At 44.5% G+C, this 24,813-nt stretch carries 21 protein-coding genes; 6 read left to right on the forward strand and 15 right to left on the reverse strand.

Going from position 1 to position 24,813, the window contains the following annotated elements:
• Positions 1-174 precede the first annotated feature (174 nt).
• Together XPG1_RS16795 and XPG1_RS16800 are read left to right on the forward strand one after the other, a co-directional pair.
• Positions 175-903, forward strand: a complete 729-nt coding sequence (locus XPG1_RS16795; RefSeq protein ID WP_045960256.1) for a Slam-dependent surface lipoprotein — start codon at positions 175-177, stop codon at positions 901-903.
• Between the two features lie 129 nt (positions 904-1,032).
• Positions 1,033-2,517 (forward strand): surface lipoprotein assembly modifier, encoded by a 1,485-nt coding sequence (locus XPG1_RS16800; RefSeq protein WP_045960257.1) that lies wholly within the window; start codon positions 1,033-1,035, stop codon positions 2,515-2,517.
• 17 nt (positions 2,518-2,534) lie between these two features.
• Here XPG1_RS16800 and XPG1_RS16805 read toward each other — a convergent pair whose 3' ends face one another.
• Positions 2,535-2,975 (reverse strand): hypothetical protein, encoded by a 441-nt coding sequence (locus tag XPG1_RS16805; protein ID WP_231853031.1) that lies wholly within the window; start codon positions 2,973-2,975, stop codon positions 2,535-2,537.
• 590 nt (positions 2,976-3,565) lie between these two features.
• Here XPG1_RS16805 and XPG1_RS16810 point away from each other — a divergent pair.
• The 4 genes from XPG1_RS16810 (at position 3,566) to XPG1_RS16825 (ending at position 9,701) form a co-directional block, all read left to right on the forward strand.
• Complete coding sequence (locus tag XPG1_RS16810; RefSeq protein WP_045960258.1) at positions 3,566-4,297, forward strand: Slam-dependent surface lipoprotein; 732 nt, start codon at positions 3,566-3,568, stop codon at positions 4,295-4,297.
• A gap of 88 nt (positions 4,298-4,385) precedes the next feature.
• Positions 4,386-5,849: a surface lipoprotein assembly modifier gene (locus XPG1_RS16815; protein ID WP_045960259.1), complete on the forward strand. Its 1,464-nt coding sequence runs from the start codon at positions 4,386-4,388 to the stop codon at positions 5,847-5,849.
• A 52-nt stretch (positions 5,850-5,901) separates the two neighbouring features.
• Complete coding sequence (locus tag XPG1_RS16820) at positions 5,902-8,871, forward strand: TonB-dependent receptor domain-containing protein (protein ID WP_045960260.1); 2,970 nt, start codon at positions 5,902-5,904, stop codon at positions 8,869-8,871.
• Between the two features lie 11 nt (positions 8,872-8,882).
• On the forward strand, positions 8,883-9,701 hold the full coding sequence (locus XPG1_RS16825; protein ID WP_045960261.1) for a TonB family protein: 819 nt from the start codon (positions 8,883-8,885) through the stop codon (positions 9,699-9,701).
• Between the two features lie 52 nt (positions 9,702-9,753).
• Here XPG1_RS16825 and XPG1_RS16830 read toward each other — a convergent pair whose 3' ends face one another.
• From XPG1_RS16830 to rpmH, 14 genes are all read right to left on the reverse strand, one after another.
• Positions 9,754-10,320 carry an NAD(P)H-dependent oxidoreductase gene (locus XPG1_RS16830; RefSeq protein WP_045960262.1) on the reverse strand — a complete coding sequence of 189 codons (567 nt, stop codon included), beginning with the start codon at positions 10,318-10,320 and terminating at the stop codon, positions 9,754-9,756.
• A gap of 149 nt (positions 10,321-10,469) precedes the next feature.
• Positions 10,470-11,213 (reverse strand): SDR family NAD(P)-dependent oxidoreductase, encoded by a 744-nt coding sequence (locus XPG1_RS16835; protein ID WP_045960263.1) that lies wholly within the window; start codon positions 11,211-11,213, stop codon positions 10,470-10,472.
• A gap of 14 nt (positions 11,214-11,227) precedes the next feature.
• On the reverse strand, positions 11,228-11,992 hold the full coding sequence (locus tag XPG1_RS16840) for an SDR family NAD(P)-dependent oxidoreductase (RefSeq protein WP_045960264.1): 765 nt from the start codon (positions 11,990-11,992) through the stop codon (positions 11,228-11,230).
• Positions 11,989-14,826, reverse strand: coding sequence for an aminotransferase class III-fold pyridoxal phosphate-dependent enzyme (locus XPG1_RS16845; protein WP_045960265.1), 2,838 nt, complete (start codon positions 14,824-14,826; stop codon positions 11,989-11,991). Before XPG1_RS16845 ends, XPG1_RS16840 begins: the two co-directional genes overlap by 4 nt.
• Positions 14,827-14,835: 9 nt before the next feature.
• Complete coding sequence (locus XPG1_RS16850; RefSeq protein WP_157879524.1) at positions 14,836-15,597, reverse strand: hypothetical protein; 762 nt, start codon at positions 15,595-15,597, stop codon at positions 14,836-14,838.
• Positions 15,584-16,885, reverse strand: a complete 1,302-nt coding sequence (locus tag XPG1_RS16855) for a beta-ketoacyl-[acyl-carrier-protein] synthase family protein (protein WP_045960267.1) — start codon at positions 16,883-16,885, stop codon at positions 15,584-15,586. The genes XPG1_RS16850 and XPG1_RS16855 overlap by 14 nt, the downstream gene beginning before the upstream one ends.
• Positions 16,878-17,969: a hypothetical protein gene (locus XPG1_RS16860; protein WP_045960268.1), complete on the reverse strand. Its 1,092-nt coding sequence runs from the start codon at positions 17,967-17,969 to the stop codon at positions 16,878-16,880. Before XPG1_RS16860 ends, XPG1_RS16855 begins: the two co-directional genes overlap by 8 nt.
• Before the next feature lie 3 nt (positions 17,970-17,972).
• Positions 17,973-19,241, reverse strand: coding sequence for a beta-ketoacyl-[acyl-carrier-protein] synthase family protein (locus XPG1_RS17175; protein WP_052708335.1), 1,269 nt, complete (start codon positions 19,239-19,241; stop codon positions 17,973-17,975).
• 77 nt (positions 19,242-19,318) lie between these two features.
• On the reverse strand, positions 19,319-19,783 hold the full coding sequence (locus tag XPG1_RS16870) for an acyl carrier protein (RefSeq protein ID WP_045960269.1): 465 nt from the start codon (positions 19,781-19,783) through the stop codon (positions 19,319-19,321).
• 533 nt (positions 19,784-20,316) lie between these two features.
• Positions 20,317-21,681: a tRNA uridine-5-carboxymethylaminomethyl(34) synthesis GTPase MnmE gene (gene mnmE, locus XPG1_RS16875; protein ID WP_045960270.1), complete on the reverse strand. Its 1,365-nt coding sequence runs from the start codon at positions 21,679-21,681 to the stop codon at positions 20,317-20,319.
• Positions 21,682-21,836: 155 nt separating this feature from the next.
• Positions 21,837-23,453, reverse strand: coding sequence for a membrane protein insertase YidC (gene yidC, locus XPG1_RS16880; protein WP_045960271.1), 1,617 nt, complete (start codon positions 23,451-23,453; stop codon positions 21,837-21,839).
• Positions 23,454-23,455: 2 nt separating this feature from the next.
• Positions 23,456-23,716, reverse strand: a complete 261-nt coding sequence (gene yidD, locus XPG1_RS17840) for a membrane protein insertion efficiency factor YidD (protein WP_047771132.1) — start codon at positions 23,714-23,716, stop codon at positions 23,456-23,458.
• A complete protein-coding gene (rnpA, locus tag XPG1_RS16885; protein ID WP_071825399.1) occupies positions 23,680-24,039 on the reverse strand; it encodes a ribonuclease P protein component in 360 nt (119 codons plus the stop codon). The genes yidD and rnpA overlap by 37 nt, the downstream gene beginning before the upstream one ends.
• A gap of 18 nt (positions 24,040-24,057) precedes the next feature.
• The gene (rpmH, locus tag XPG1_RS16890) at positions 24,058-24,198 is read right to left on the reverse strand and encodes a 50S ribosomal protein L34 (protein WP_038267117.1); all 141 of its coding nucleotides are present in this window, start codon (positions 24,196-24,198) and stop codon (positions 24,058-24,060) included.
• Positions 24,199-24,813: the final 615 nt, after the last annotated feature.

The raw sequence follows: 24,813 nt of genomic DNA on the forward strand, positions 1-24,813 counted from the left end.
AACCATTAACAAAAAACAAACACAAAATTAACTTCAATTTACAGGGTTGCTCATTAGGGATACATTTCTTCCTGCGTACATTTTTCATTCTCATCGATACCCCACGTAAAAACTCAGGACGCTTTCTATGACGGGATAACAAGAACTCATTATTTATACTAAATGGTGATCACAATGAAACAGCTCAATATCAAGATATTCATCGCCATGGCTGGCATTTTGGGATTGATAACACACGCTCAAGCGAAAGTTGTGTATGGAGTAAGCCAACAGAAGACTAAACAACATATTCTACTTGGAGAGAAAGGTGGTGAACCTGCCATTGGTCTCTCTTCTGTCCCTGTCATTGGAGATGAACTCTATTCTGCCTCCTCTGTGAAGAATCTAGCCACTCTCGACAAAAATGGCGTCTATGACTACAAACTAGAGAATGGCTCAAAATACGGGATTCAGAATCAATATATCGATATCGTACAGCTTCCCAATACAGACGTTTACTTTGGTGAGTGGGCGCAAGGTGCCCCCGATAAATCAGACAAGAGTCATACCGTTTTTTATATCGGCAAAGATGTCACAACCAATGTACCAACCAGCGGCACCGCGACCTATGTAGTCAAGGGGATTAGCCAATATAACGGTGATAATTTACTCAACGGTAACCTGAACGTCAATTTTGACGACCGCACGCTCAATGGCTCGATAAGTAATAGCACACTCAACATCGCTCTTGATGCCAATATCAATGATCAGGCTGGGTTTTCCGGCAAAGCCACCGCCAATGGCAGTCTTAACGGAACCACTGAAGGGCACTTCTATGGTGATTCTGCCGCCTCTCTGGCGGGCCTTGCTCATTTTGACAGTGACACAAGCAAAGATACGGCTTTCGGCGGATCTAAACAGTAAGTTCCCGGATAACAGTACCCTAAAGGGTACTGTTATCTCGCCGTCTCTTCCTTCTTCTATACCCTGCTTATGATGGTCTGGCTTCACTGTTTATTTTCAATAAGCCGGGCCTTGTAAACGAGTGTTTTTATGTCTGATAAAAGAAAAGCGACTGTCTTACTGACACCACTGCTGATCTCAGTCCTCTCTCTGGACGTCCATGCCAGTCATGAAGATATTCACCAGAAAATCTGGCAAGAAGCACGATACCACCGACAACATAATCAACAACAGAATGAAGCGGATTTAACAATGCCGGAGACCCTTTCAACCCAGAAGGGTGTTTCATGGCTCGTCATTCACGGGCAAAAATTAAAGATAAGAAACAATATTAACGACATCGGCCAGGCACTGTACCTCGCGATTAACGATCAGCAATGGCAAGAGGTCAGCTATTTCCTGGCCATTTATCAAAAAATGCCTGCGCACGATCCATTACTTGTCTATCTTGCTAAAGGCGCGCTGGCACGTATTCAAGGCAATTTGGCACTCGCAATAGCTTATTATCAAAAGATCCTGCACCAACAACCCAACTTCACCCGCGCCAAACTGGAACTGGCCCGTCTTTATTTTGAAGATCAGAACAATCGGGCATCTGAAACATTATTTAAAGAGATCAGGCAACAGCATCAATTACCCAACATGGTCTTAAAGAATATCGATCGTTATCTGCAAGCAATAAACCAAAGAGACGGCTGGCACGGTTCCTTCTCATTCGGTTATGCCTATGATGATAATATCAACATGTCTCCAAATCAGAAGGCGAGTTGTCTGGTATTCAAAAGCGGAAAGTGTGTGTTAGAACGGCACATCCCGAAACCTATCAAAGAAGGGGGGGAAACATATAACGCGACATTAAGCTGGCATTATCAACTTGTTGGTCACCACGGTATTTTTGGTCGTAGCCTGATTTATGGTGAACATTATCCCCATTACCACGATGAAAACGAAAATACGTTTCTGCTGATCGGCGGTTACAACTATAAAAACAGAACCCAGGATTTTTCCTTTGGTCCTGAGTTTGAATATAAACATCATGCCGGCAATACCGAATACCATGCCATCGGTGCCAAAATAGAGTGGTACTGGAACATCACCGATCAAACCGCCCTGAATGTTGAACTTGGGCATAAGAAATTAACTTTTCAGCCGCTTTACCACTGGAAAGAAGGTTCGCTTTTTTCATCCTATTTCAGACTCTCTCATGCCATCAGTGATAGCACTGTTCTGTTTGGCGGTGGCAACTGGGATTACCGCCATGCTCAACAACCCACGGTTCGCTATCAACAATGGGGAGTCAATACCGGCATAACCGGGCAGCTCTATTCCGGCATACATGGCTCGCTGTTTATCACGCTGAGAAAACAACAAATGGGGAGATATGACCCTTTATTGAACGCCAGACGTCAAGATAATGAACTGATCTCTACGGCTTCGGTTACATTTCCTGGCACTAAAATCGGCGGAATGACCCCCTCCATCACGTTCAAGCATCGACATAATCGCAGTAATGTGAACTGGTTATACAGTTATGATAAAAACGAAGTACAAATCCAACTAGAGAACTATTTTTAACCGGTTGTGGTCATTGTTTAATCCAGGCGATGATACACCCATAGATGGGGTTCGATGTAGTAAGCCATCTGTTTCTCTGCATCGACGACCAATGGCACCAAACCGCCCGGAATGATATATTCCCCGCTTTGCGGAAATGTCAGGCCAGTCCATTCCTCCCACTGTTTCAACGACCCGTAAATATCCATGGAGCGAAGCGCCGGCTTTATGATTTTTGTACCCAAACGGTAATGTGTGCGAAGCCATGGGTCAAACGGCTCACCTTTATCATTTTTCCAGCGACAGTATTCGACAAAATCCTGCAACGGATATTGGCTTTTTAAACTCGGTCTGACAGGCACCACCAGGCCCTGTAATCCCTCATCCCTGGCTGTCTGTTTTAACGTATTGATCAATAAAGCAGGCACATGTTGACCTCTGAAGCCCGGATCAACCGTTACCCTCAGAACAGAAATCATATTGGCTTGCCCCTTTCCTTTGGCTGCTCCACCCGCGTCTAATACTGCATCCCATCCCTCATCAGGCAGTTGATCTAATGAAGGATATTGCCAGGGAAACGGAATATTGAATCATGATTCCTGCTCTCATCATGTATCTCCCAGTAAACTTTTTCAGTCAGAACGGATATGCCCTGCGTTTTTTCAAATCATCAATTTGGCTATCACCTGAAAATAATTGGGCAGAAATCGATGGAGGTCATCGTTTATTTTTATCACATAAATCCATTTACAATAATAACTAAATGAAATTATTTTCATGATAATGATATCTTTATTAACAAAATCCCTTTGCTAAATTAAACCAATCTATCTCACATTTTTAATAAAAAATAAGAAAATTTAACCCCCTACCATAAAATAAAAAAATAATTAAAAATCAATAAAATAAATAAAAAACAATCACCAACCAACCTTGCAAATAGAGAAACAAATAATAATTGTTATCATTTACATTATTATTTGAAAGGTGTACTTTTTTATTGCGCAATAAATCAGGCCGTTTTTAAGACTGGGTAACGAGGGATCCCCCATTCCAAACGAGGATAACGATGAAAAAGTTGAATATATTAGTCGCCGCTTTAGGCACATTGGGATTGATGGCACAGGTTCAGGCAGCCACAGGATTTGGTCAGAGTCAAGTGGATAACATTCAGGTTGGCGAAACCCAACCCGGCGCAGGCCCACATGGTGGCAAAGGGGGTGAACCCGGCATTGGCGTCAATTCCGTTTATGGTGGTCAAATCACTGGCTTCGCCGGCCTGACTCGTATGGCGCCAGCAGACAGTAATGGTATTCACAATATCTCAATGGCAGGTGCACCAGGTTCTCATGGTGGTATGGGGGTATTTCATTTCAGCAAGGTGGCCAATGCGGATGTTTACTTCGGTGAATGGTCACAAACGGGTAAAGCATCGGATAGCACCCACACCGTTTATTATGCGGGCAAGGATGTTACCACCAATATTCCAACCGACGGCACAGCCACTTATACCGTGACAGGTATTAACCAATACAGCGGTGATAATGCACTGTCTGGTACATTTACCGCCGATTTTGGTGAGAAAACGTTAGTCGGATCAATGGCAAATACCGCAATGACGATAAGTATTGATGCTGATATCCATTCCGATGCTAGCTTTGTGGGAGCTGCTGAAACGGGTAATCTTGCCGGCTCAACGGAAGGTCACTTCTTTGGCGACAGTGCAGCCAGCCTAGCGGGATATGCGACATTTGATGATGACAGAACCAAGGATACAGCCTTCGGTGGTACTAAACAGTAATTCTTAATTTTTCAGAGAACAGTGCCTTAAACGGTACTGTTCTCTGTTTTTATTTCTAATCGCGTGAGCTTTTTGATCCGGTTTTCCGATGTCTGACAATAAAACAACACCTGTGTTATTAGCGGCACTGATGGCTTTATGCCTCTCCCTGCCTGTTTATGCCGATGAAGATACGCCCCGAAAAATCTGGCAGGAAGCACAACATAACCAACAAGAGAATGAAACAAACCTGATTGCGTCAGAGCCTGTTTTTACTGAGGATAATACGTCACTGATTGTCATTAATGGGCAAACATTTCAGGTTGAAAATAATATTAATGATATTGGTCAAGCGCTTTTCCTCGCCATAAACCACCAACAATGGTCGGATGTCAGACGCTTCCTCGCGGCTTATCTGAAATTGCCGGATCATGATGCAATGTTAGTCAATTTTGCCCAAGGGGGTCTGGCACGCCTTGAAGGCGATTTGGATCTCGCTACCTATCATTACCAACAGATCCTGAGCCAACAACCTGATTTTACCCGTATCAAACTGGAACTCGCCCGGGTCTATTTTGAGGATCATAAAACTCGGGAAGCCGAACAACTATTTACTGAATTAAATGAACAACAGCTATTACCAAAAACCGTATTGAAGAACATTCACAGTTACCTGGAAGCGATAGCGCTGAGAAATGGCTGGCGCGGATCTTTTTCTATGGGTTATGCCTATAATGATAACGTCAATATGTCGTCTGATCAGAAGACAGTAAAAAATCTGATAAACCAAATAGTAGAGCAGAAAACATCCAAAGCCATCAAAGCTTGGGGCATGTCTTATGACGCAACATTAAGCCGACGTTATCAACTTTTTGGTCACCATGGTATTTTTGGTCGTGGGCTGATTTATGGCGAAAATTACCGTGATCACCACAATGAAAACGAAAACACGTTCCTGCTGGTTGGTGGTTACAACTATAAAAGCAAACGTCACGATGTCTCTTTTGGCCCATTATTTGAATATAAACAACGTGCGGACGATACCTTTTACCACGCCGCCGGGATCAAAACGGAATGGCGATGGGGATTCACGCCTCACACAGCCCTAAATATAGAACTTGAATATAAGAAACTGCGACATCAACAACTTTACCGTAGAAAAGATGGTGAATTATCTTCCACTTACCTCACCTTGTCCCATGTTATCAACAAAGATTTCGTTCTGTTTGGTGGCGGTGATTGGCTTTATCGCGGCAACGACGACTATCCTGTCGATCGTTATCAGCAATGGGGCATTCGGACGGGGATTGCCGGGCAGATTTATCCCGGAATCAACGGTTCACTGTTTGCTACGTTGAAAAAACGCCAGTTTGGCGCTTACAACCCCATGCTCAATGCCCGACGTCAGGATACCGAGCAAATTTACACCGCAGTGATAAAAATACCAGCCGCCGAAATATTCAGCATGACACCATCCCTAACTTTTCGCCACCGACACAATCGCAGCAATGTGGATTGGCTGTACAGCTATAACAAAAATGAAGTGTTGATAAGACTGGAAAAATATTTTTAATCAAATAGTTATGTTTTTTATTTGTGTGATGATAATCGAGGCAAGGGACACTATGGTATACCGCGTTAAAACACAACTAACCCCTATCACAGTGGCATTGTCACTGGTATTTTCACTGGCTGCACCACCGCTGTTTGCCGAATCCAAACCAACGGTTACCTCCTCAAGCAGCAAGACGGATCTTGGCAAAATTCGGGTCACAGATAACCGTGATAAGGATGAAGCCGGTTATGATGCGGTTTATGACAAAGATATTTCCACTATTTATATCGGCAAAAAGGAAATTGAACGCTATAAGGGTACCTCTCCCGCCGATTTAATTAAAGGCGCGGTTGGCGTATACAGCGGCGATGCCCGCAATAGCGGTGCCCTAGATATCAATATCCGTGGTGTTCAGGGGCAAGGGCGTATTCCGGTTACCATTGATGGTACGGAACAGGCGATTACCGTCGGGCGTGGCTACAATGGCGCCAATAACCGCAACTATGTTGACCCAAACTTAATCAGTAGTATTGAAATTGAAAAAGGCCCTTCTCTCAGCCGTGGAACCAAAGGTTCTGTCGGCGGTACCGTTGCCATTAAAACCTTGGGCATTGATGATGTGGTACCGAAAGGAGAAACTTTTGGCATCAATACCAAACTGGAAACCAGCAGTAATTCTGTGAGAGAGCGCACGCCTTCCCTATCATTGGGACAAGACTACCGCGATGTTCCGAATTTTGCCCGAAATGGTATCGAAACTGACCCAGCCTTACAGATCACACCCCATTCATCGAAAGACAATAAACTGTTTGGCTTTAAGGATAATGCCTTCCGCGTCGCGGTGGGAACACGGCAGGAATATTTTGATTTGATGCTGGCCTATGCTTATCGCCGTCAGGGGAACTATTTTGCCGGCAAAGGGGGGGCTCACCGTTATGATGAGGCTATTACACAAGCTGATCGGGAACTGATGAAAGGAGCCCGGACAACCTTAGACCCTTATCTGCCGTTTGCCGCCCGTATCTATCGCCCCGGTAATGAAGTCCCCAATACCTCCAGTGAGATGCGATCCGTGTTAATCAAGAACAGTTGGCGTTTCACCGATGATCAGATACTGCTGCTGGGTCTTCGTGATACCCGCATGGAATTTGGCGATATTATGCCCTCACGCTTGGGCTGGATTGATCCCGCAGAGAATAAGGTTCCCCAATGGCCACTCGCGAATGTTCACCAGCAAGCGGCCAACCTGGGCTATAAATGGCAACCCACGGATAACCCTTATGTTGATTTCGATATAAATCTGTGGACAACCCGCACCACCAGTAATACCAACACCTCCGGGGGATATCCGCGCACCCCCGTTGATAGGGACTGGTATTGGGAAAACGGTATCAAAGACAGGAACACCAATATTGATGGTACGTTAATCGATGCCGCCACAACCCATTCCCAGAATAATCGTTGGGGGGTCGATCTCTCCAATAAATTTACCTTACACCCCCGTTTAGATTTGACCTTAATGGGACATTTCCAACGGGAACGACTTGGCTCCAATGATGACTACAATGCCACAAATATGTACTTTTTCCAGTCACCATCGCGAAAAGGACAGCGTCAGGAAATCAATCTCGCCTTTAACTTTGACTGGCGGCCAACTTCATGGCTGGAGCTGAAAGCCGGTGCCAAACGTGTCTCCTATTGGTCGCAAGATGATTTGCTCAATGAACGGCGTGCTGTAAAGGATTGGCGTTACGAAAAACAGCGGGAAAGCATCGGGCATAAAATGAGTTATTGGCGAACACCAACCGAGAAAGAAGTTCATATAATCCAAAAAAGGTATGAAAAAAGAAAACCGCTATCGCAAATGAGTAAAGCAGAGAAAAAAGAACGCCAAAAGGTATTTAGTGAGTACTCTAAGATAAAAGAAAACACAATCACTTCACGTGATGGGCAAAAACGCAAGATGGTTTCTGAAAAATTCGAATGGAATTATGATCCCAGCACCGGCAAGCTCAATAAAAGCGATAACCCCTACTTCAACGGTCAACTGGATATGAATGAAAGGGTTATCGACCCAATAAGCGGTAAGGAAGCCTATAAATATGAATACGGAACAAGCGTTGATGCCAATAGTATCTTTGGCTCTGACGTTGACGATCCCTGGGAAACTCCGGCAAAACGTAAGGATCACGCCTGGACTCCCGCATTTTCAGCCACAGCCTATGTCACGGACGATCTCCGTCTCTATACCCGCTATGTCGAAGCGGTAAGAATGCCCAGCATTTTTGAAGATGCCGTTGGTTTTTCAGGCTCAAAAATTAACCGTGTCGGCCAGCGGTTTAAACCAGAACGTGCCAAAACGACAGAAGTCGGCTTTGTTTATGATTTCAGTCAGTTAGTCGATACCGAACGCTATGCCGATATCAAACTCTCTTACTACAATACCGTCATTGAAAATGTGTTCGACAGGGACAACACATATAATTTCTCCCAAATGGATAAACAGAAATTGGCTGGTCTGGAATTACAGGCACGTTATGACAATGGCAGTTTCTTCACCGATATGGGGTTAACCTACAATATGAAAAACAAGGTCTGTGACCATAACTCAGTGATGAGAATGGATTCCCAAAATCGTCATGGTATCCCTGAGTGTATTGATGGCGGTTTTCCCGGTGGTTATTTACGCACCTCCATCCAGCCGCAATATTCAGCTAACCTGACCGTCGGCGGTCGTCTGTTGGATGAAAAACTGGAGTTAGGCAGCCGCCTGCTCTACCACAGCAAGGCCGAAAACAAAGAGGAAAAATGGCTGATGAATGCGTTGCCAGATAGTTATCAGGGACAATCCAACAACCCAATGCGCTGGAATCCGGTGTTTACGGTTGATGCCTATATTAGCTATCAAATCACGCCAGCTATCTCCATGGAGTTGACGGGCACCAACCTCACCAACCGCTATTATCTCGATCCGTTGACCCGTTCGATGATACCCGCACCGGGCAGAACCTTTAAACTCAGTCTGACCAGCCAGTTTTAAGAGAAGGTAATATGACCAACACAGCCATATTAGATAATCCAATCGCTGATTTCCCTCTGGTCATCAGAAAGCGTTTTCTGATTGGTATCCTGATTGCCATTTTGGTGCATATCAATCTGATATGGCTGTTAAACCGGCCTGTTTCATATGATGATTCAGCCCATCATATCAATAATCCTTCTTCTACAACGGGGTTATCCATTACGCTGATTGCTGCCTTATCGTCGGAGAATAAACCGGAGCCTGTCTCTTCGCCATCACCGCGTTTGACAGCACCGGAATCACCAACAACACCCCAAATCGTGTTGGATAAAGCGGTTCACCCGCAAAATCGGATGGCAAAACCCCAAGAGTTTCACGAAACAAAGAAACGTCAGGATCGACAGCAAGAAAAATCACAGGAGAGGATGGAAAAAAATCCGACCCAACCATCACCGGAACAGAAAGACCATCAGCAAGAGCAGGAAACGCACGGTAGCGATCAGATTAACTCAGCAGGCAGTATGAGCCGCGCAGCAACATCTCAACCTTTAGTCGGGCAAGGTAATAGTGAAACAGATAATTATCGGGCAAGGCTGCGACAAGAGATTGAACGCCACAAGCGCTATCCCCGCAAGGCAAAAAGAATGAAGCAGCAGGGCACAGTGACGATTAACTTTACCCTGTCGGATGACGGCACCTTGACGGCCGCCAAGGTGGTTAACTCCTCCGGCAACGACGCACTGGATAATGCCGCCCTTGATGCTGTTGAACGCGCAAATTCAGTGGGTGCTAAACCGACAGATATCCCACCCGATGTCACGCTTCAACTTGATTTTAAGTTGGATTAACCGTGGATCTCGCCCACCATTGGGCGAGAGTTGTCGAGAATGATCATCTTGATTAAAGGGTAATAGATTCCAGCATCGCTTTTCGTTCTTCGTCACTGATTTTGGGGACTGCATAGAAAGGCACAACTTTCGTGGGATAGATACCCACTAACCCCAGTGTTCCCAATGTCATATCACGCATAAATCGGTCTAACGTCATATCATTTTGAACCAGAACCTGTTCTGCTGTACCTAAAGTGATAAATACCGTCGCGGATTTTCCGGTCAGGTAAGGCGTAAAAATCGTCTCATCTTCATAATACGCAAAGCCATTGGAAAATACCCTATCAATCCACCCTTTAAGAATTGCGGGCTGACCAAACCACCAGATAGGATAAATAAAAATAAGATGATCAGATTCTTTTACCATCGCCTGACTTTTCGCAACATCCGGTAAAACCTCCCCTCGATGCAAGGCTTCAAAATCAGAACCGGAAAGTACCGGATTAAATTGTTCATCGTAGAGAGAAATAAAATGGTATTCATCACCTCTCTTCACTATTTCATCAATAATTTTTTCTTTAATGGAATGATTAAAACTTTTAGGATTAGGGTGAGCATAAATAATCATGTGTTTCATTTTTTATATTTCCTTCAAAGAATAAAAAATATTGATTAGCATTATCACAAAAGATCCACAGATTTAAAGAGTCAATAAGCTTATTTAAATAACCCATCAATCACATTGATAGAATATAGAATATAGAATATAGAATATAGAATACAATGTTACGCTCCGCCTCTCTCTCCACCATCAATTGTTAATCCCTGAGCGGTGATCATTGCCGCCTCAGGAGAAATAAAAAACATCACCGTATGAGCAACATCCTCAGGGGTGACTAAGCGTTTCAGTGGAATTCTTTTCTCTGTCCGCTTGAGCAAGGCGAGAGTTGAACATCCGATGAGTTTTGCTTGTGGCTCCAATCCTTTAACAAGCATTGGCGTATTGACCCAGGCAGGCAATACCGCATTAACCGTAATTTGCCGCTCTGCCAGATCCAACGCCAATGATTTGGTTAACCCAAGCAAAGCATGTTTTGAAGCACAATACGCTGTGTTCCGTTTTGTTCCCATTCTGCCAAGAATCGATGAAATAATAACGATTCGCCCACCAGAAAGGATATCCGGCACAATCTGCGATAATAAACGCTGAGTTGCGGACAAATTGGTTGCCAGAACCGCATCCCAAATATCATTTTGGTCAATATCGTTATCATCTGCCCGACCATGACTGATGATAACGCCCTGTAATTTACATGCCTTAACCATGGGGACTAATAAATGAATGAGTTTTTTTTCATCCGTCATATCAAGCTGAAATGGCCGGATCTGTTCCGGTGATTGTTCCGCCAATGCATTTAATCCTTCTTGATTAATATCAATGGCAATAATTTCGTATCCTGCCGCAATAAGTTTTTGGCACACCGCAAATCCAATACCACTGGCTGCCCCCGTGACAATATAGGTTAACATTCTTTTTTCCTTAATTAGCTTAATGCAATACCACCATTGACGCTGATCACTTCACCCGTCATATAGTTATTTTCTATTAAAAAACGTATTGCACTGGTTATTTCACTGACATGACCAATTCGCTTGAGTAATACTTTATTATTGATAATCTCCTTATTTATCTTTAATAAAGATTCCGTCATTTCCGTCTGAATAATGCCGGGCGCTACCGCATTAACCCGGATCTTTTTCGGTGCGACTTCAACGGCGAGTGCCCGCGTCAATGACTCTATCCCGCCTTTAGTTGCCGCATAAACTGACTGCCCCTTATTGGGTCTTGTGGCCGAAATTGACGAGATATTGATAATGTGACCATGACGCTGCGGTATCATCACTTTTAACACTTCACGGCTACACAGGATATAGCTCAATAAATTGTTGTTGATCAGCCGCTCAATATCGTTGGTTTCCATTGTGGCCAATAATCCATCTCGGGTGATCCCGACGTTATTGACCAGAAGATCAATACGGCCGAATGCCTCGTTGACCGTCTGAATAAAGGTCATGACCTCTTCTTCCTTCGCAAGATCAGCCTTAACGGGCAGTGTATCGGGGTAATCACGCACGACTTGCGTAATAAAATCGGCAGATTGCGGTGTTTCATTGCGATAGCAAAAAGCAACCCGATATCCCTTCTCCAGCAGGTTTAAAACAATCGCCCGACCGATGCCTTTACTTCCCCCGGTCACAATAGCGCACGCTTTTAAAGCGTTTGAGTTTAACGCTCGATTTTGACTCATAAACTCGAATTCTCTTTAATATCAGACAGGGTAAAGTTGTGCTTCTTGGCGATGGCCATAATGTGGAGAACTTGGTCAGTCGTGATATTCCCGTAGGAAAAATTTCCCTTGTATTGAGCCAGTGCCAACAAAATCGTCTCTGCCATGCAGGCATAAATCTGACCTTCTTTCAGATAAGCTCTGACCCGAGGATCTAAACTGTCATTATGTGGCGTCTGAACAATCCCTCCCCGTAACATGTTGATATCCGGCCGACGCTGTAAATCTGCATCAGAAAGGTTATGTGGCACCGAAATATCACAAACAATCGCCCTTTGTTTGATTTTTTCGACCGAGATAAATGCCTCAGAAGCATTCGCGGCACACACGATGACATCACAATTTTCAATATCTGCCATATCTTGCGAGGTATGAATAAACGTTTGATCAGGATAATATTGCGTTAAATAGTGATCTATCGCTTCACCGACATCGGGTTTACCGCATAAAGCGTCAACGGGGATCGCGGAAAGGCAATTCAATAGGCGTTGCGCCAATCCTCCCACAACGGGCTGTTTGTTCACGATAAATTGTTCATAGATATTTTGATAAATATGGAATTTCACGTTATTCAGTTTTTTCAGCGATCCGTGATTACTGCTACCTATCAGTACCACATCCTGAAATTGTGGCGCCAGAATCTCAGCATAAACACGTCCGATATTACCGGCTCCGCCCACCACCGCTAGTCGCATCGTCGCCATATTCTGACTCGGAAGACGGCTTTGTAACGCTTCAATACCAATACCTACAGTAAAAGCATTGCCGGTTGTCACACTAATGGCGTTATTTTTTATAGATTTACCATTATTGGTAATGATTGAGGTAAACATCCCCAACCCGACAACACTATGACCATCAGCTACCGCCTGAGTGACACGAAGATCAATTTCATGCCGCAGACGACCTAAGTCATTGTTCGCCAATGCTGCTTTGATCATTTTGGACGTCACCGTCAGCGGATAAAGGGTGAACTCTACCCATTTTCCATTACCTGAACGGATCCGGGCGGCTTTGAACGGTTTTGTTGCCAGATTAAACGTCGTATTTTCAACAAACAATTCCAGCTCTTCATCGCTGAAAAGACTGAATGAAGGATCAACTTCTCTCAGCCCACTGGCAGAAATCAGATGGTTGATAAATGCTGCCTTATAATCCACTACCTCATCATTTTTCAGATACTGTTCTTGACGGCGATAATCAGCAGGGCGGGTTTGATCTCGCCTTCCAAGCATAGGCGCGACAATAAAGCCCGCGTTGGCATAACGGATCGCCAGGCAAGCGTTGGAGAGTGCTTCTACAAACCGGATAATTTGTGGAAGTTCCAAAAATACGGAGGGTTCCACGCGAATAACATTGGCTGCACTGCCGGAAGGAGCAACACGAATCTGGCTGCCACACAGCAAATGACCACTCAGTACATAGCCTAAACTGCCTTGTATCGCGATATTTTGCAGAATGTAAGAGTCTGAATGAATAACATCGTGGAACTCTATCCCCCAAATCAGCCCCTTGCCTCGAATATCCCGAATAACATCAGGATAAGATCCTTGTAATGCATGTAAGCGGGTTTTAAATTCCTCGCCTAATTGAGTGACTTGCTTAAGCAACTTACGCTGTTCGGCATACAGTAAATTGATATAATCCAGTGCTACACGACAGGAAAAATCATCTTCCCCGAATGTTGAACTCTGGATGATATCAAACCCCGGCGTAAAATTTTCCTGGCGGATTGCGACAACCCCAATTTTGACGTAACCGCCCCCCAGTGCCTTAGAAAGCACAAAATAGTCAGCCTGAATCCCCGCATCACTCGATGCCACTAAAAATCCGCATCTTCCCGATCCCGCCTGCACTTCATCAGCAATCACCGGGCAACCAACAATCTGTTTTAACCGATTAATATTTCTGACCTGCTCTGCACTCAGAGGATGCACACCACCTTCCCCTTGAATCGGCTCGATCATCAATGCGGTGACGGTTCTGAACGGTTTTTTCGTTAAAATACACTGACCATTTTCTTCCTGCGGTAACCACAACCAGCTATTGAGGATGTCATTCGCTTTTTCGCCCATCTCAGCAAATTCCGCCAGATTGTCAGCGGAGAGGAACAGCGTGTTGATTGCTAGTCGCTTAAGATAATGACGGTACATGACGCCATGCGTACAATTCGCGGTGACCATCATTTTTCCGTGGAAAGCATGTTCAAGAGCAAGAAATGTCGGCTTAGTATTCAACCGCGTTTGGTTGAAAGCCGTCAGAGCCTGTTTGATCTCCTCAATAGACGCGCTTTTTTCCAACTGCAATTGTTCACACTGCTCATCGGTTAATACCATTTCTTTCCCGATTTTGGCAGTCGCGGCTGCAATTTCCTGTTCCAATGCTAAAAGCTGTGCGTTACGTGTGAATTCAGCACTTTTCAGAGCAATTTCCATTGACTCAGCGCCCGTACTGGCAAAACAAAATATAAAATCGTCACGGGTTGCCGTCTCTTCTTTTAATAATTCATTCAACCTTTCTGCCAGCATAGCCGCAGGATTTCGAATGGAAAACTGGTTATGAATCGGTATTTCTTCATCAAGGTATTGTTTAATTTTCTCTCTGATAATCGGCGAATTGTGCCCCAGTAATGTCGCACCATAGCCGCCCAACAGATCCAAAACCGGAATTTCTTTCCCATTCTCATCGTTGTAATAAAGAAAATTACCCGCAGCACGATGATAAGTCCGGTTTAAACCCAGTGAGATCAATGCACGGGTAAGCTGAGGCTTACAAAATTTAGCGTAACTTTCCATTATGAACCCTTATTGTTGGTTAAGACTTTCAATCCGTGCCTGAGAATCCATGAGCGCTAAAATATCCTTGATAAAATAGAGGTTTTCAGCGGTGTAACCCCCTTCACGATACATTCGGCATAACGAGGTAATGTCGATGCCCGGATAATGGTTATGTTGTTGCGGTTTCTGATCATTTGTCAGAATGAAAGTGACACCAAATTCGACAAACGCTTCAGAAATCCCCGTATCCACCTTCCCCATGCCCGACGCCACAACGAACGCATAATCAATGACCCCGTTATTCAGCAATAACGCCGCTTCTTTAAATGCAGATAGCAACCCTATATTTCCACGGATAAAAGAAGCACAGTCACCTTGAAGATCAAGTTCCTGAGAAAGTACCCCCAGTAGGTTATTACTGAGCGACAAGGTAATTAAAAAAGGGTTTATCTGCGCTGATGTCCAAATGGATTGATAAATATCATGTTCACTCACGCCGCCATTCTGTTTCCATTCGGGTAACAATTCGTGGGGCATGGGATGAAGATAACCATATTGGCTGGCATACATGCCGAATTTTATTGCCGGATCACGGATGTTCAGCCCCGATTCGAGTAATAGCTTTCTGGTTGAAATCAGACATTTTTTCGCGCCCCTAGAATAAAAACGTCTGAGCTTGCTCTTTTCAACCAATGCACTGTCATCAGGATTAACCGCCGAACGATTAAATTGTGGATGATCACTGTTTAGGTGATAACCAACGAGTGTGAGTTTTTTACCTTCCATCATAGTCCCCAATGACCAGACACGAATTAATGCCACCAAAGCCAAATGAGTTTGTTATCGCGTTTTGTATAGCAACCGCCCGACCTTGTTGTGGTACATAATCCAGATCACAAAGCGGGTCAGGTGTTTCAAGGTTAATGGTGGGAGGAATGAACTTATTTTTCACTGTCAGAACCGTTGCTACGGCTTCAATAGCGCCCGCCGCCGCGATCCAGTGTCCTAGCATGGATTTCGTTGATGACACCAAAGGAGGCTGAGCACCAAAAATACGTTTGATGACGGCGGTTTCCAGCTCATCATTCAGAGGTGTCGATGTCCCGTGAGCATTCACATAATCGATTTGTTCAGGACGTAATCCACTATCTCGGATCGCGTGCCTGATCGCGTTTTCCGCACTGATGCCATCAGGATGAGGTGCGGTTAATTTATAAGCATCCAGAGAAGCGCCATAACCTTTCACTTCTGCATAGATTTTGGCATGCCTGCGCAACGCGCTTTCTTCACTCTCAAGTACCAGAAAAGCCCCGCCTTCGCCTGCAACGAGTCCACTACGATGTTTATCAAAGGGACGACAAAGTTTGCTTCCCCATTTTTCTGTGACGGCAGCCGCCCCCAACAACTTCAACCCGACTAATGTACGCAGATTGATGACTGAATCGGCCCCGCCCGCCAACATGATGTCCGTTTCCTGCCTTTTGATCGCTTGACAGGCCAGGCCAATCGCATGAGCTCCCCCGGCACAAGCTGCATTCACATTTAACGCCGGCCCAGATAAAGCAAATCGGCGAGCAATCTCGGTCACCATGCCATCGTTACCGCTCCTCAAACCAGAATAGGGGCTTAGGTTATGGCGTATTCCGAACAAGGCGGGTATCGATAATGGGCTATCGCTGTTCGCAGTGCGCTTATTTTCATGACTTTTACGCCACTGATGGCGGTCATCTTCAGATATTTCAGATACGCCACTACACCCATAAATACCGATGACATTATCAGCCAGTTGTAAAGGAGTCAGCCCCGCATCTTCCAGAGCCTGAGTTGCTGCAATAATCCCCATGACACCACGTTTCTCTGTCACACCGGCGTCGGGCAGATAGGCTGAATGTTCAGCAAGCAGCGCATCAAAACCAACCTGTGCGGCATATTTCACCGGTAATGCACCATTACCCTTCAATGTCAGTGGCTTTATGGCCGATTCGCCGGAGCAAAGTTTCTGCCAGAAAAGATCAAGATGAGAACCAAAAGCACTGACAATCCCCATCCCCGTAACAACAACACGACGGTCAGTCATCGCGCCCCTCCTTCACCGTCATTCCCATCCGCAGCAAAATAGCAATACACTGGTTTTCCAGACCATGCACTAAGATCAATGCGATACGATACGGTTGCCGACGGGTAAGATTTAAGTTGACGTTATCGACCATTAACCCTTTCTTATCCATCTCAATCGCCAGATTCACCGCAATGAAAGCCGCCGCCGCGCCGGTATATCCTATGGCTTTATCAAGGTTAAACTGCAATACATCAGGAAAAAAATCCTCAATCAGGGCAGTAAGTCCCCGTTCCGTTTTTCCAACCTGGATGATTTGCTCTGGTGGTAAATCCCAGGCTCTCACGGCGGATAAGAAACGGGCATATTGATGGCGATGCTGGCAGGTCATGCGATAAACATGCGTTATCTCACTATCCGCTTTCTGACTCTCGTTATGCAGAGCGATGAATGAAGCCGCTTCGGCCGGTAACCACGGCCTGTCTTTTATAAGGCGCTCATAAGCCAGGTAATACCACGGTGAAATTTTCTGACCATTCCCCCCGCAAAGAGCAAACTGACTGCGTTGTTCCTTAAGGCTGTAATACCCCTCCAGCAGAGCCTGACCGCCGGCATCCACATGAGGGGAAAAGAACGCGTTATCGCCACGAATATCAAGATGCTGAGATAATTGGCTGGCCGTAGAGGTATTTAATAACGTCAATCCCAGCAGTGGCGGTAATTCCACCAATGCTCTGGAAACATAGCTTTCCTCATCCTTTGTACCAGAGGCGATGCAGTAAACATCATTGTCTGAATCACTTGTCCCTAATCCAATAAACAACCCGCGCTGTTCTGGAGAAAAACGCGCCCCGATACTGTTTTCCCAGGTTTTAATGCCGGTATAGAGTATCCACTGGCTCTGCGCATGTGCTGATCGCCGGATCATCTTGTCCACGGGAGGCATAACAAAAGCCCCCGCTTGAATAAACCTTTCACCGACAATATTGGGTAAATGCAGAGTATTGCCTGACAAACGCGCTTCTTTTACCGTGCCATCAATAATGTTATCCATACTCAAATCATCGGGCAGCAAGCTGACTCCGCCGGTAATATAAATGCCCATGATTTACCCTCCAGCCCGTTTCAAAATCAAACTGCTATTTTCTCCGCCAAAACCAAAAGAATTGCTCATGATGTAATTGACAGATAGGGCTTTTGCGGAGCGGTTGATATTAATCACTTCATCCATTTTTCCAGACTCAGTAAAATTCAGGCTCGGAAGCATAAGCCCATTTTTTAGTGTCTCAATGGAAAGAATGGCCTCCAATAACCCACTAACAGCAAGTGAATGCCCGGTCGCTGATTTCGTGGATATAACCGGAGGTTGATGGGAGAAAAGGGCATTAATCGCTCTGCTTTCAGCAAGATCATTATTCACGGTGGAAGTCCCATGCGAATTGATATGATCGATCTTTTCCGGCGGTAAGCCGGCATCCTGCAAAGCCAAAGACATCGAATTGAGATAATATTGACCGGATAAGTCAGTGGATGTCATTCGATACCCTTCCGACTGGCGGGATATTCCTGCAATTTCAGCCAATATGGGGGCTTTTCTAGCAACGGCATGGGAATGTCGCTCTACAACTAAAAATGCCGCCGCATCAGCAAGCACGCAACCGGCTCGATCTTTATCAAAGGCGCGTGAACATTGATGTAATTCCGTAAAATGACCATGATAAAGCGCCCCGATTTTTTTAAATAAGATATGCATAATTGGATGGGTCGCTTCTTCCGAAGCGCCGACCAATGCGATATCCAGTTCCCCACTTTTCACATGTTGATAAGCGGAATAAAGTGCATTCATGCCTGCCGTACACGCATCGCTGAAAACCTTTGGTAAGGCCGGAACATGCAAACACGTTGCTAACGCCTCAGCCAGTTCATAAGGGGGGACTAATTTCCCGAAACGTTCAATATCAATATAATCTGCTAGATGAACCCCCTCTTCATGATTGAAATAATGAGACAACGATTGGCTATCAAGAAATAGCTTATTATTCGCAAAAAATAATTCACAACGAGTTTGTGTCAGTTCTTTATCTGTTAATCCAGCCATGTGCAAGCTATTGAATGCTGCACGATGAGCCATTAAAAAAACACGATTACGGGATAATTGTCCTGAAAAATAGAATTGACTACGTAACCTATCTATATCTTCCGACGATAATTTGGCACTAGGAACATTTTTTATTCCATATTCCTTTAATAACTCATCTTCACAGATAAGAGATTTACCTTCCGCCAATGAATTAAATAAATCACTTGGGCAATCATGATGACGAACAATCAAACCATAACCGGTGACAACAATGCTGTCTGTTGGTATACCAGCCATAGTTATTTCTACCTTAATAATATTCTATTAAAGTCGTACTGTTATATTTTTATCACACTTTGTTGGTGAAGAATCGATTATGATTTAGCGAGTATACCGGAACAATATTTTTCTATTTCGCCAATAATAACTTCATCTGCGCTTTTACCATTGGATTCACACACGGCCTGGCATAATGAAGCCCAATTATGGACATTGGTTTCACCAAATACATCACCCAACGTGTTAATAGCATTCAACTGTTCTTCTGTATAACGATAACAACTATGGATCAGTAACCCTTTGCCTTCATGTGTGAGGATATCGCCATCCAATAGTCTCGCTAAACAACTTTCAGGGAGAATGTCATTGGCATGAGCAAAAACACTTTTCGTTGGCATCGTTATTTTTAACTTTTTACTCAGATTAAATGACAAATCAATCACATCTAATGAATCAGCCCCCAATTCATTAATTAATGAAGATTTTTCATCAATACCATTTTTTTCGATAAACAGAATAGCCGATAGTTCCTCACATACTACAGAAATATATTTATTCATATATGATATCACCAGAAATTAAACGTTTCATAATTAACTGCAAGTCAATAGTAAATTCTCACAACTCGTTTATTTGTGTCAATGAATAAACCAAACCTGAAATCATAAAAATAATTATATCTGTAATTAATTTTCAAACATTTAACGTTAGAATGAATGCATTTGATTGACACGATGCTATCCAGACAAAGCCTTATCACTTAACCTGTTGTTTTAAATAAAAAACAACGAAAAATAAAACCATCACAATAAAAATTAATTAATAAAAAGAATAAAATGGATTTTATTTATCACCCATAAAAAATAGAAATAACCAATCCTCTTTCTCACACAAAATAAGAATGATTAAAATTCAATAAGGAATATAACCGTCATAAAATGTCACGAAGCATCGATTTATCTACGCTTAAGAAACAATCTTAAAGAACGTAAAAAGACATGGGATACAGAGCCTGAAAAAACCCTTTAAAAACAGCGTATTGATTGTAAAGGGTTTGAGATATCTCGATAGGTTTAATTGGGAAATGAGCGTTTTACTTCCCGATGCAGAAACTCGAAAAAATCCGCCCTAACAAATCATCAGAGGTAAACTCTCCTGTGATTTCACTCAATGCCTGCTGTGCCAGACGCAGTTCTTCCGCCAATAGTTCCCCTGAACGGGCAAAGACAAGTTGTTGATGGCCTTCCTGTAAATGTTCTGCCGCGATATTCAATGCCTGTAAATGACGACGACGGGCAAGAAAACCACCTTCAGTATTACTGTTGAAACCCATGGTTTCTTTTAGATGATCACGCAGTAAATCGACGCCTTTTCCATCACGAGCCGAAAGACGAATTAAGGTATAGCCACTGATGTCTAAAACCCCCGTCTCTTCCCCGGTCATATCGGTCTTATTACGAATAACAGTCACCGGCAGGGATTCAGGCAGTTTAGCCATAAATTCAGGCCAAATGTGTGCCGGTTCAACGGCGTCGGTTGTCGTACTGTCAACCATAAACAGCACCCGATCAGCCTGCTCGATTTCTTGCCATGCCCGCTCGATACCAATACGCTCCACTTCATCACTGGCTTCACGCAATCCCGCGGTATCAATCACATGCAGCGGCATACCATCGAGATGAATATGTTCACGCAAAACATCACGCGTTGTACCCGCAATATCCGTCACAATCGCCGCTTCACGTCCCGCCAGGGCATTAAGCAGACTGGATTTACCCGCATTTGGACGCCCTGCGATCACAACTTTCATCCCTTCACGTAATAAGCTGCCCTGACGTGCCTGTGAACAAACACTCTCCAGTTCTACAATGACCTCATCCAATTTGGCTTCTATCTTGCCATCGGAAAGAAAATCAATCTCTTCATCAGGAAAATCAATTGCAGCTTCAACGTAAATCCGCAAGTGAGTCAGCGCTTCTACCATGCGATGGACTTGGTTAGAGAACGTTCCTTGCAAAGAATTCATCGCAGAGCGTGCCGCTTGTTCGGAGCTGGCATCGATTAAATCTGCAATAGCTTCAGCCTGCGCCAAATCGAGTTTATCATTCAAGAAAGCTCGTTCAGAAAACTCCCCCGGATTCGCAATGCGTACACCGGCAATGGCTAGGATACGTTTTAACAGCAAATCCAGAATCACGGGCCCGCCGTGCCCCTGAAGCTCCAGCACATCTTCTCCTGTAAACGAATGAGGGCCGGGGAAATACAGGGCAATTCCCTGATCCAACACAGCACCATCAACATCACGGAAAGGCAGGTAATCCGCATAACGGGGTTTTGGGCATTTCCCCAATACCACTTGAGCGATCTCTGCCGCCTTTCGGCCAGAAATACGCAGAATGCCTACACCACCTCGCCCCGGAGGCGTGGCCTGAGCAACGATTGTATCCGTGGTATTCATGAAGTTCTCTCTCTTGACCTGTATCCGTCATCATTCAAGCAAGCCGCTGCTTTGTTGACTGTCATCTGAAATCTATGAGGTATTAAACTGAAATAATAAAGGCGGTCAATGACCGCCTTCCACTTAATTTTAAAAAAATCTCTATTTAAAAACCGCTACTTTTTCTCACGGGTATGTAAGCCACGTTTTTCCAGGCTACGGAAAATAACCTGCTGCTGGATAATCGTCACCAAGTTACTGACGATGTAATACAGCACCAAACCCGATGGGAACCACAAGAAGAAGATAGTAAACACGACCGGCATGTAAGTCATGATCTTCTGTTGCATTGGATCAGTGACGGTAGTGGGTGACAGTTTCTGGATAACAAACATCGTTCCCCCCATCAGCAATGGCAGGATGTAGTAAGGATCTTGCGCAGACAAATCCTTAATCCAACCAATAAACGGGGCATGGCGCAGTTCAACTGAACCCATCAGCATGTAGTACAAAGCAAGGAAGATTGGCATCTGAATGACCAGAGGAAGGCAACCCCCCAGCGGGTTAACTTTCTCGGTTTTGTACAACGCCATCATTTCCTGGCTCATACGCTGACGATCATCACCAAAACGCTCACGCATCGCTGTGATTTTCGGCTGCAACAGACGCATTTTCGCCATCGAAGTATATTGCGCCTTAGTCAGCGGGTACATGATACCGCGCACGATAAAGGTGATCGCAATAATCGAGAAGCCCCAGTTACCGATAAATTCGTGCAGGAATTTCAGTAATTTAAATAACGGCTGAGAAATAAACCACAACCAACCGTAATCGACCGTCAGATCCAGATGTGGTGCAATTGCCGCCATTTTATCCTGAATTTCAGGGCCGACCCACAGAGTAGAAGAGATATTCTGCTTACTATGAGGAGAGATAGTAACATTTTCACCCTTATACCCGATGATCGCTAAATTTTTATCTTTCAGATCAATGGTATAGAAGGTGCTGTTTTTGCTCTCACCCGGAACCCAGGCAGTCACAAAATATTGCTGGAGCATCGCTATCCAGCCGCCTTTTGTCGTTACGGACAGCGCCTTACTTTCAATATCGTCGAATTTGTATTTTTCGTATTTCGTTTCATCAGAAGAGTAAGCAGCGCCACGATAAGTATGTAGAGCAAAGTTGCTGCTGCCAGTATCACGATGCTTCGGTAGATCAACGCTCTGCTTCAACTGACCGAAAAACGCCATTTGCATCGGTTGGTCAGTCACGTTATTGATGCTGTAATCAACGGAAACCGCATAGTCACCGCGTCTTAAAACGAAGGTTTTGACATAAACAACACCATTCGGCGCAGTGTAAGTCATCGGAATACGCAATTCATTCTGACCATCCGCCAGAACAAAGCGATCCTGAGTGGTATGATAAAACGGACGTTCGGTTTGGTTATCCGGGCCATTAAGTCCAGTTAACCCACTCTGAGCCTGATAAGTGAACTCAGGTGTTGTTTCCAGCAGTTTGAAAGGTGTTTTAGAGTCCAGGGTATCAGGATAGGCCAGCAGATCAGCCTCCTCGATATCACCGCCACGGGTATTGATATGCAATGAAAGCACATCTGTTTTCACGGTGATCAGTTTACCTTGCCCACTGCTTACTTCGCTACTCAGCGTCGTATTTGCTTGCTGCGTGATCTGGGCCGTTGGTTGTGGGCTATTGTCTTTTTCCCACGCCTGCCAGACCAAGAACGAAACAAACAGCAAAGCGATGAGAAGAAGATTGCGTTGCGAATCCATCGTTAATGTTCTCTGTTATCGTCGTTTTTTTTAGGTGGGACAGGATCATCACCACCTTCGTGTAAAGGGTGGCATTTTAATACGCGTTTCACTGTTAACCAACTGCCTTTTATCATTCCAAACCTGCGCAATGCCTCTATGCCATAGTGGGAACAGGTAGGATTGAAACGACAGCGAGGCCCCAGTAGTGGACTAATCACTAACTGGTAGCCTCTGATCAAGGCAATCAAGAGGCGCGAGCCAAGCGACAATGACGACGCCATAATTTCCCCAACGCTTCCGTTAGCTCACGGTTATCAAGCTCAGAGACCCCTTTCCTCACCAAAATCACAAAATCCATTGAAGGTAATTTATGCTGATTTAAACGAAAACTTTCACGAGCCAGTCGTTTGATACGATTACGCTCATGGGCGCGTTTAACATTTTTTTTGGCGATGGTTAGACCGATGCGGGGATGCCCCAGCTTATTCAAGCGCCCAAGAATCGTAATTTCTGAGGAGCTTGCCCGTTGTGGCTGCTGGAAAACATAAGTGAAATGCTCGGGAGTTAACAAACGTAACTCCCTCGGAAAAGCGAGCTTAACCACTTGGTATGGTTAGCTTTATTACTTAGAAACGGTCAGACGAGCACGGCCTTTCGCACGACGGCGAGCCAGAACCTGACGACCATTTTTAGTGGCCATACGAGCGCGGAAACCGTGAGTACGGTTACGCTTCAGTACGGATGGTTGAAAAGTGCGTTTCATAGCGATTTCTACCTAGCTTAAAATTTGTTACTGATTCAGCAAATGCGTTGGCGACCAGTGAGAATAAGTAGACACCGATGCCTCAATCGCAACATCAATATAGAAAGAGGCGGGGATTGTAATAAAATGTACCCCCCCTAGTCAATCCAAGATGACGCGAACCTGGCCGCCTTCTGTCTGATTTTCACTTCAATCAGAAGTCAAATATTCATCAGACATGGCCAGACTTTTTGCTACCCGAAGCGCTTACCCCAAATCCTCACCAGACATAACCGGAAAAAATCGTTGGTATAACACGCAGGGTGCAAGATTATACGGACTGTGCAATAAATCGCAAGGATCATACACAGATCATTGCAACTTAAAGACGTGATCATCGCTTTGTTTTTACGTTTGATTTTAAACAAAAGTTAAATCTGGTTTGCTATATGCCATGATTCCACTACAGTATCTCTTGCGGGCCTTTATATTCTGCAAGTGCCAAAAGTGTGGTGATCTCCCTGTGGATAAAAAGCGTCAAAGCTGTGTAAAAGAATGAGGATCTATGTCGTCTTTTGCGTTATGATCGTTAATCTCGATCCCGGCCTCTCTCGTATGTGGATCATTGGGGAGCGA

Origin of the sequence: Xenorhabdus poinarii G6, from assembly GCF_000968175.1 — a bacterium.
GTDB lineage: Bacteria > Pseudomonadota > Gammaproteobacteria > Enterobacterales > Enterobacteriaceae > Xenorhabdus > Xenorhabdus poinarii.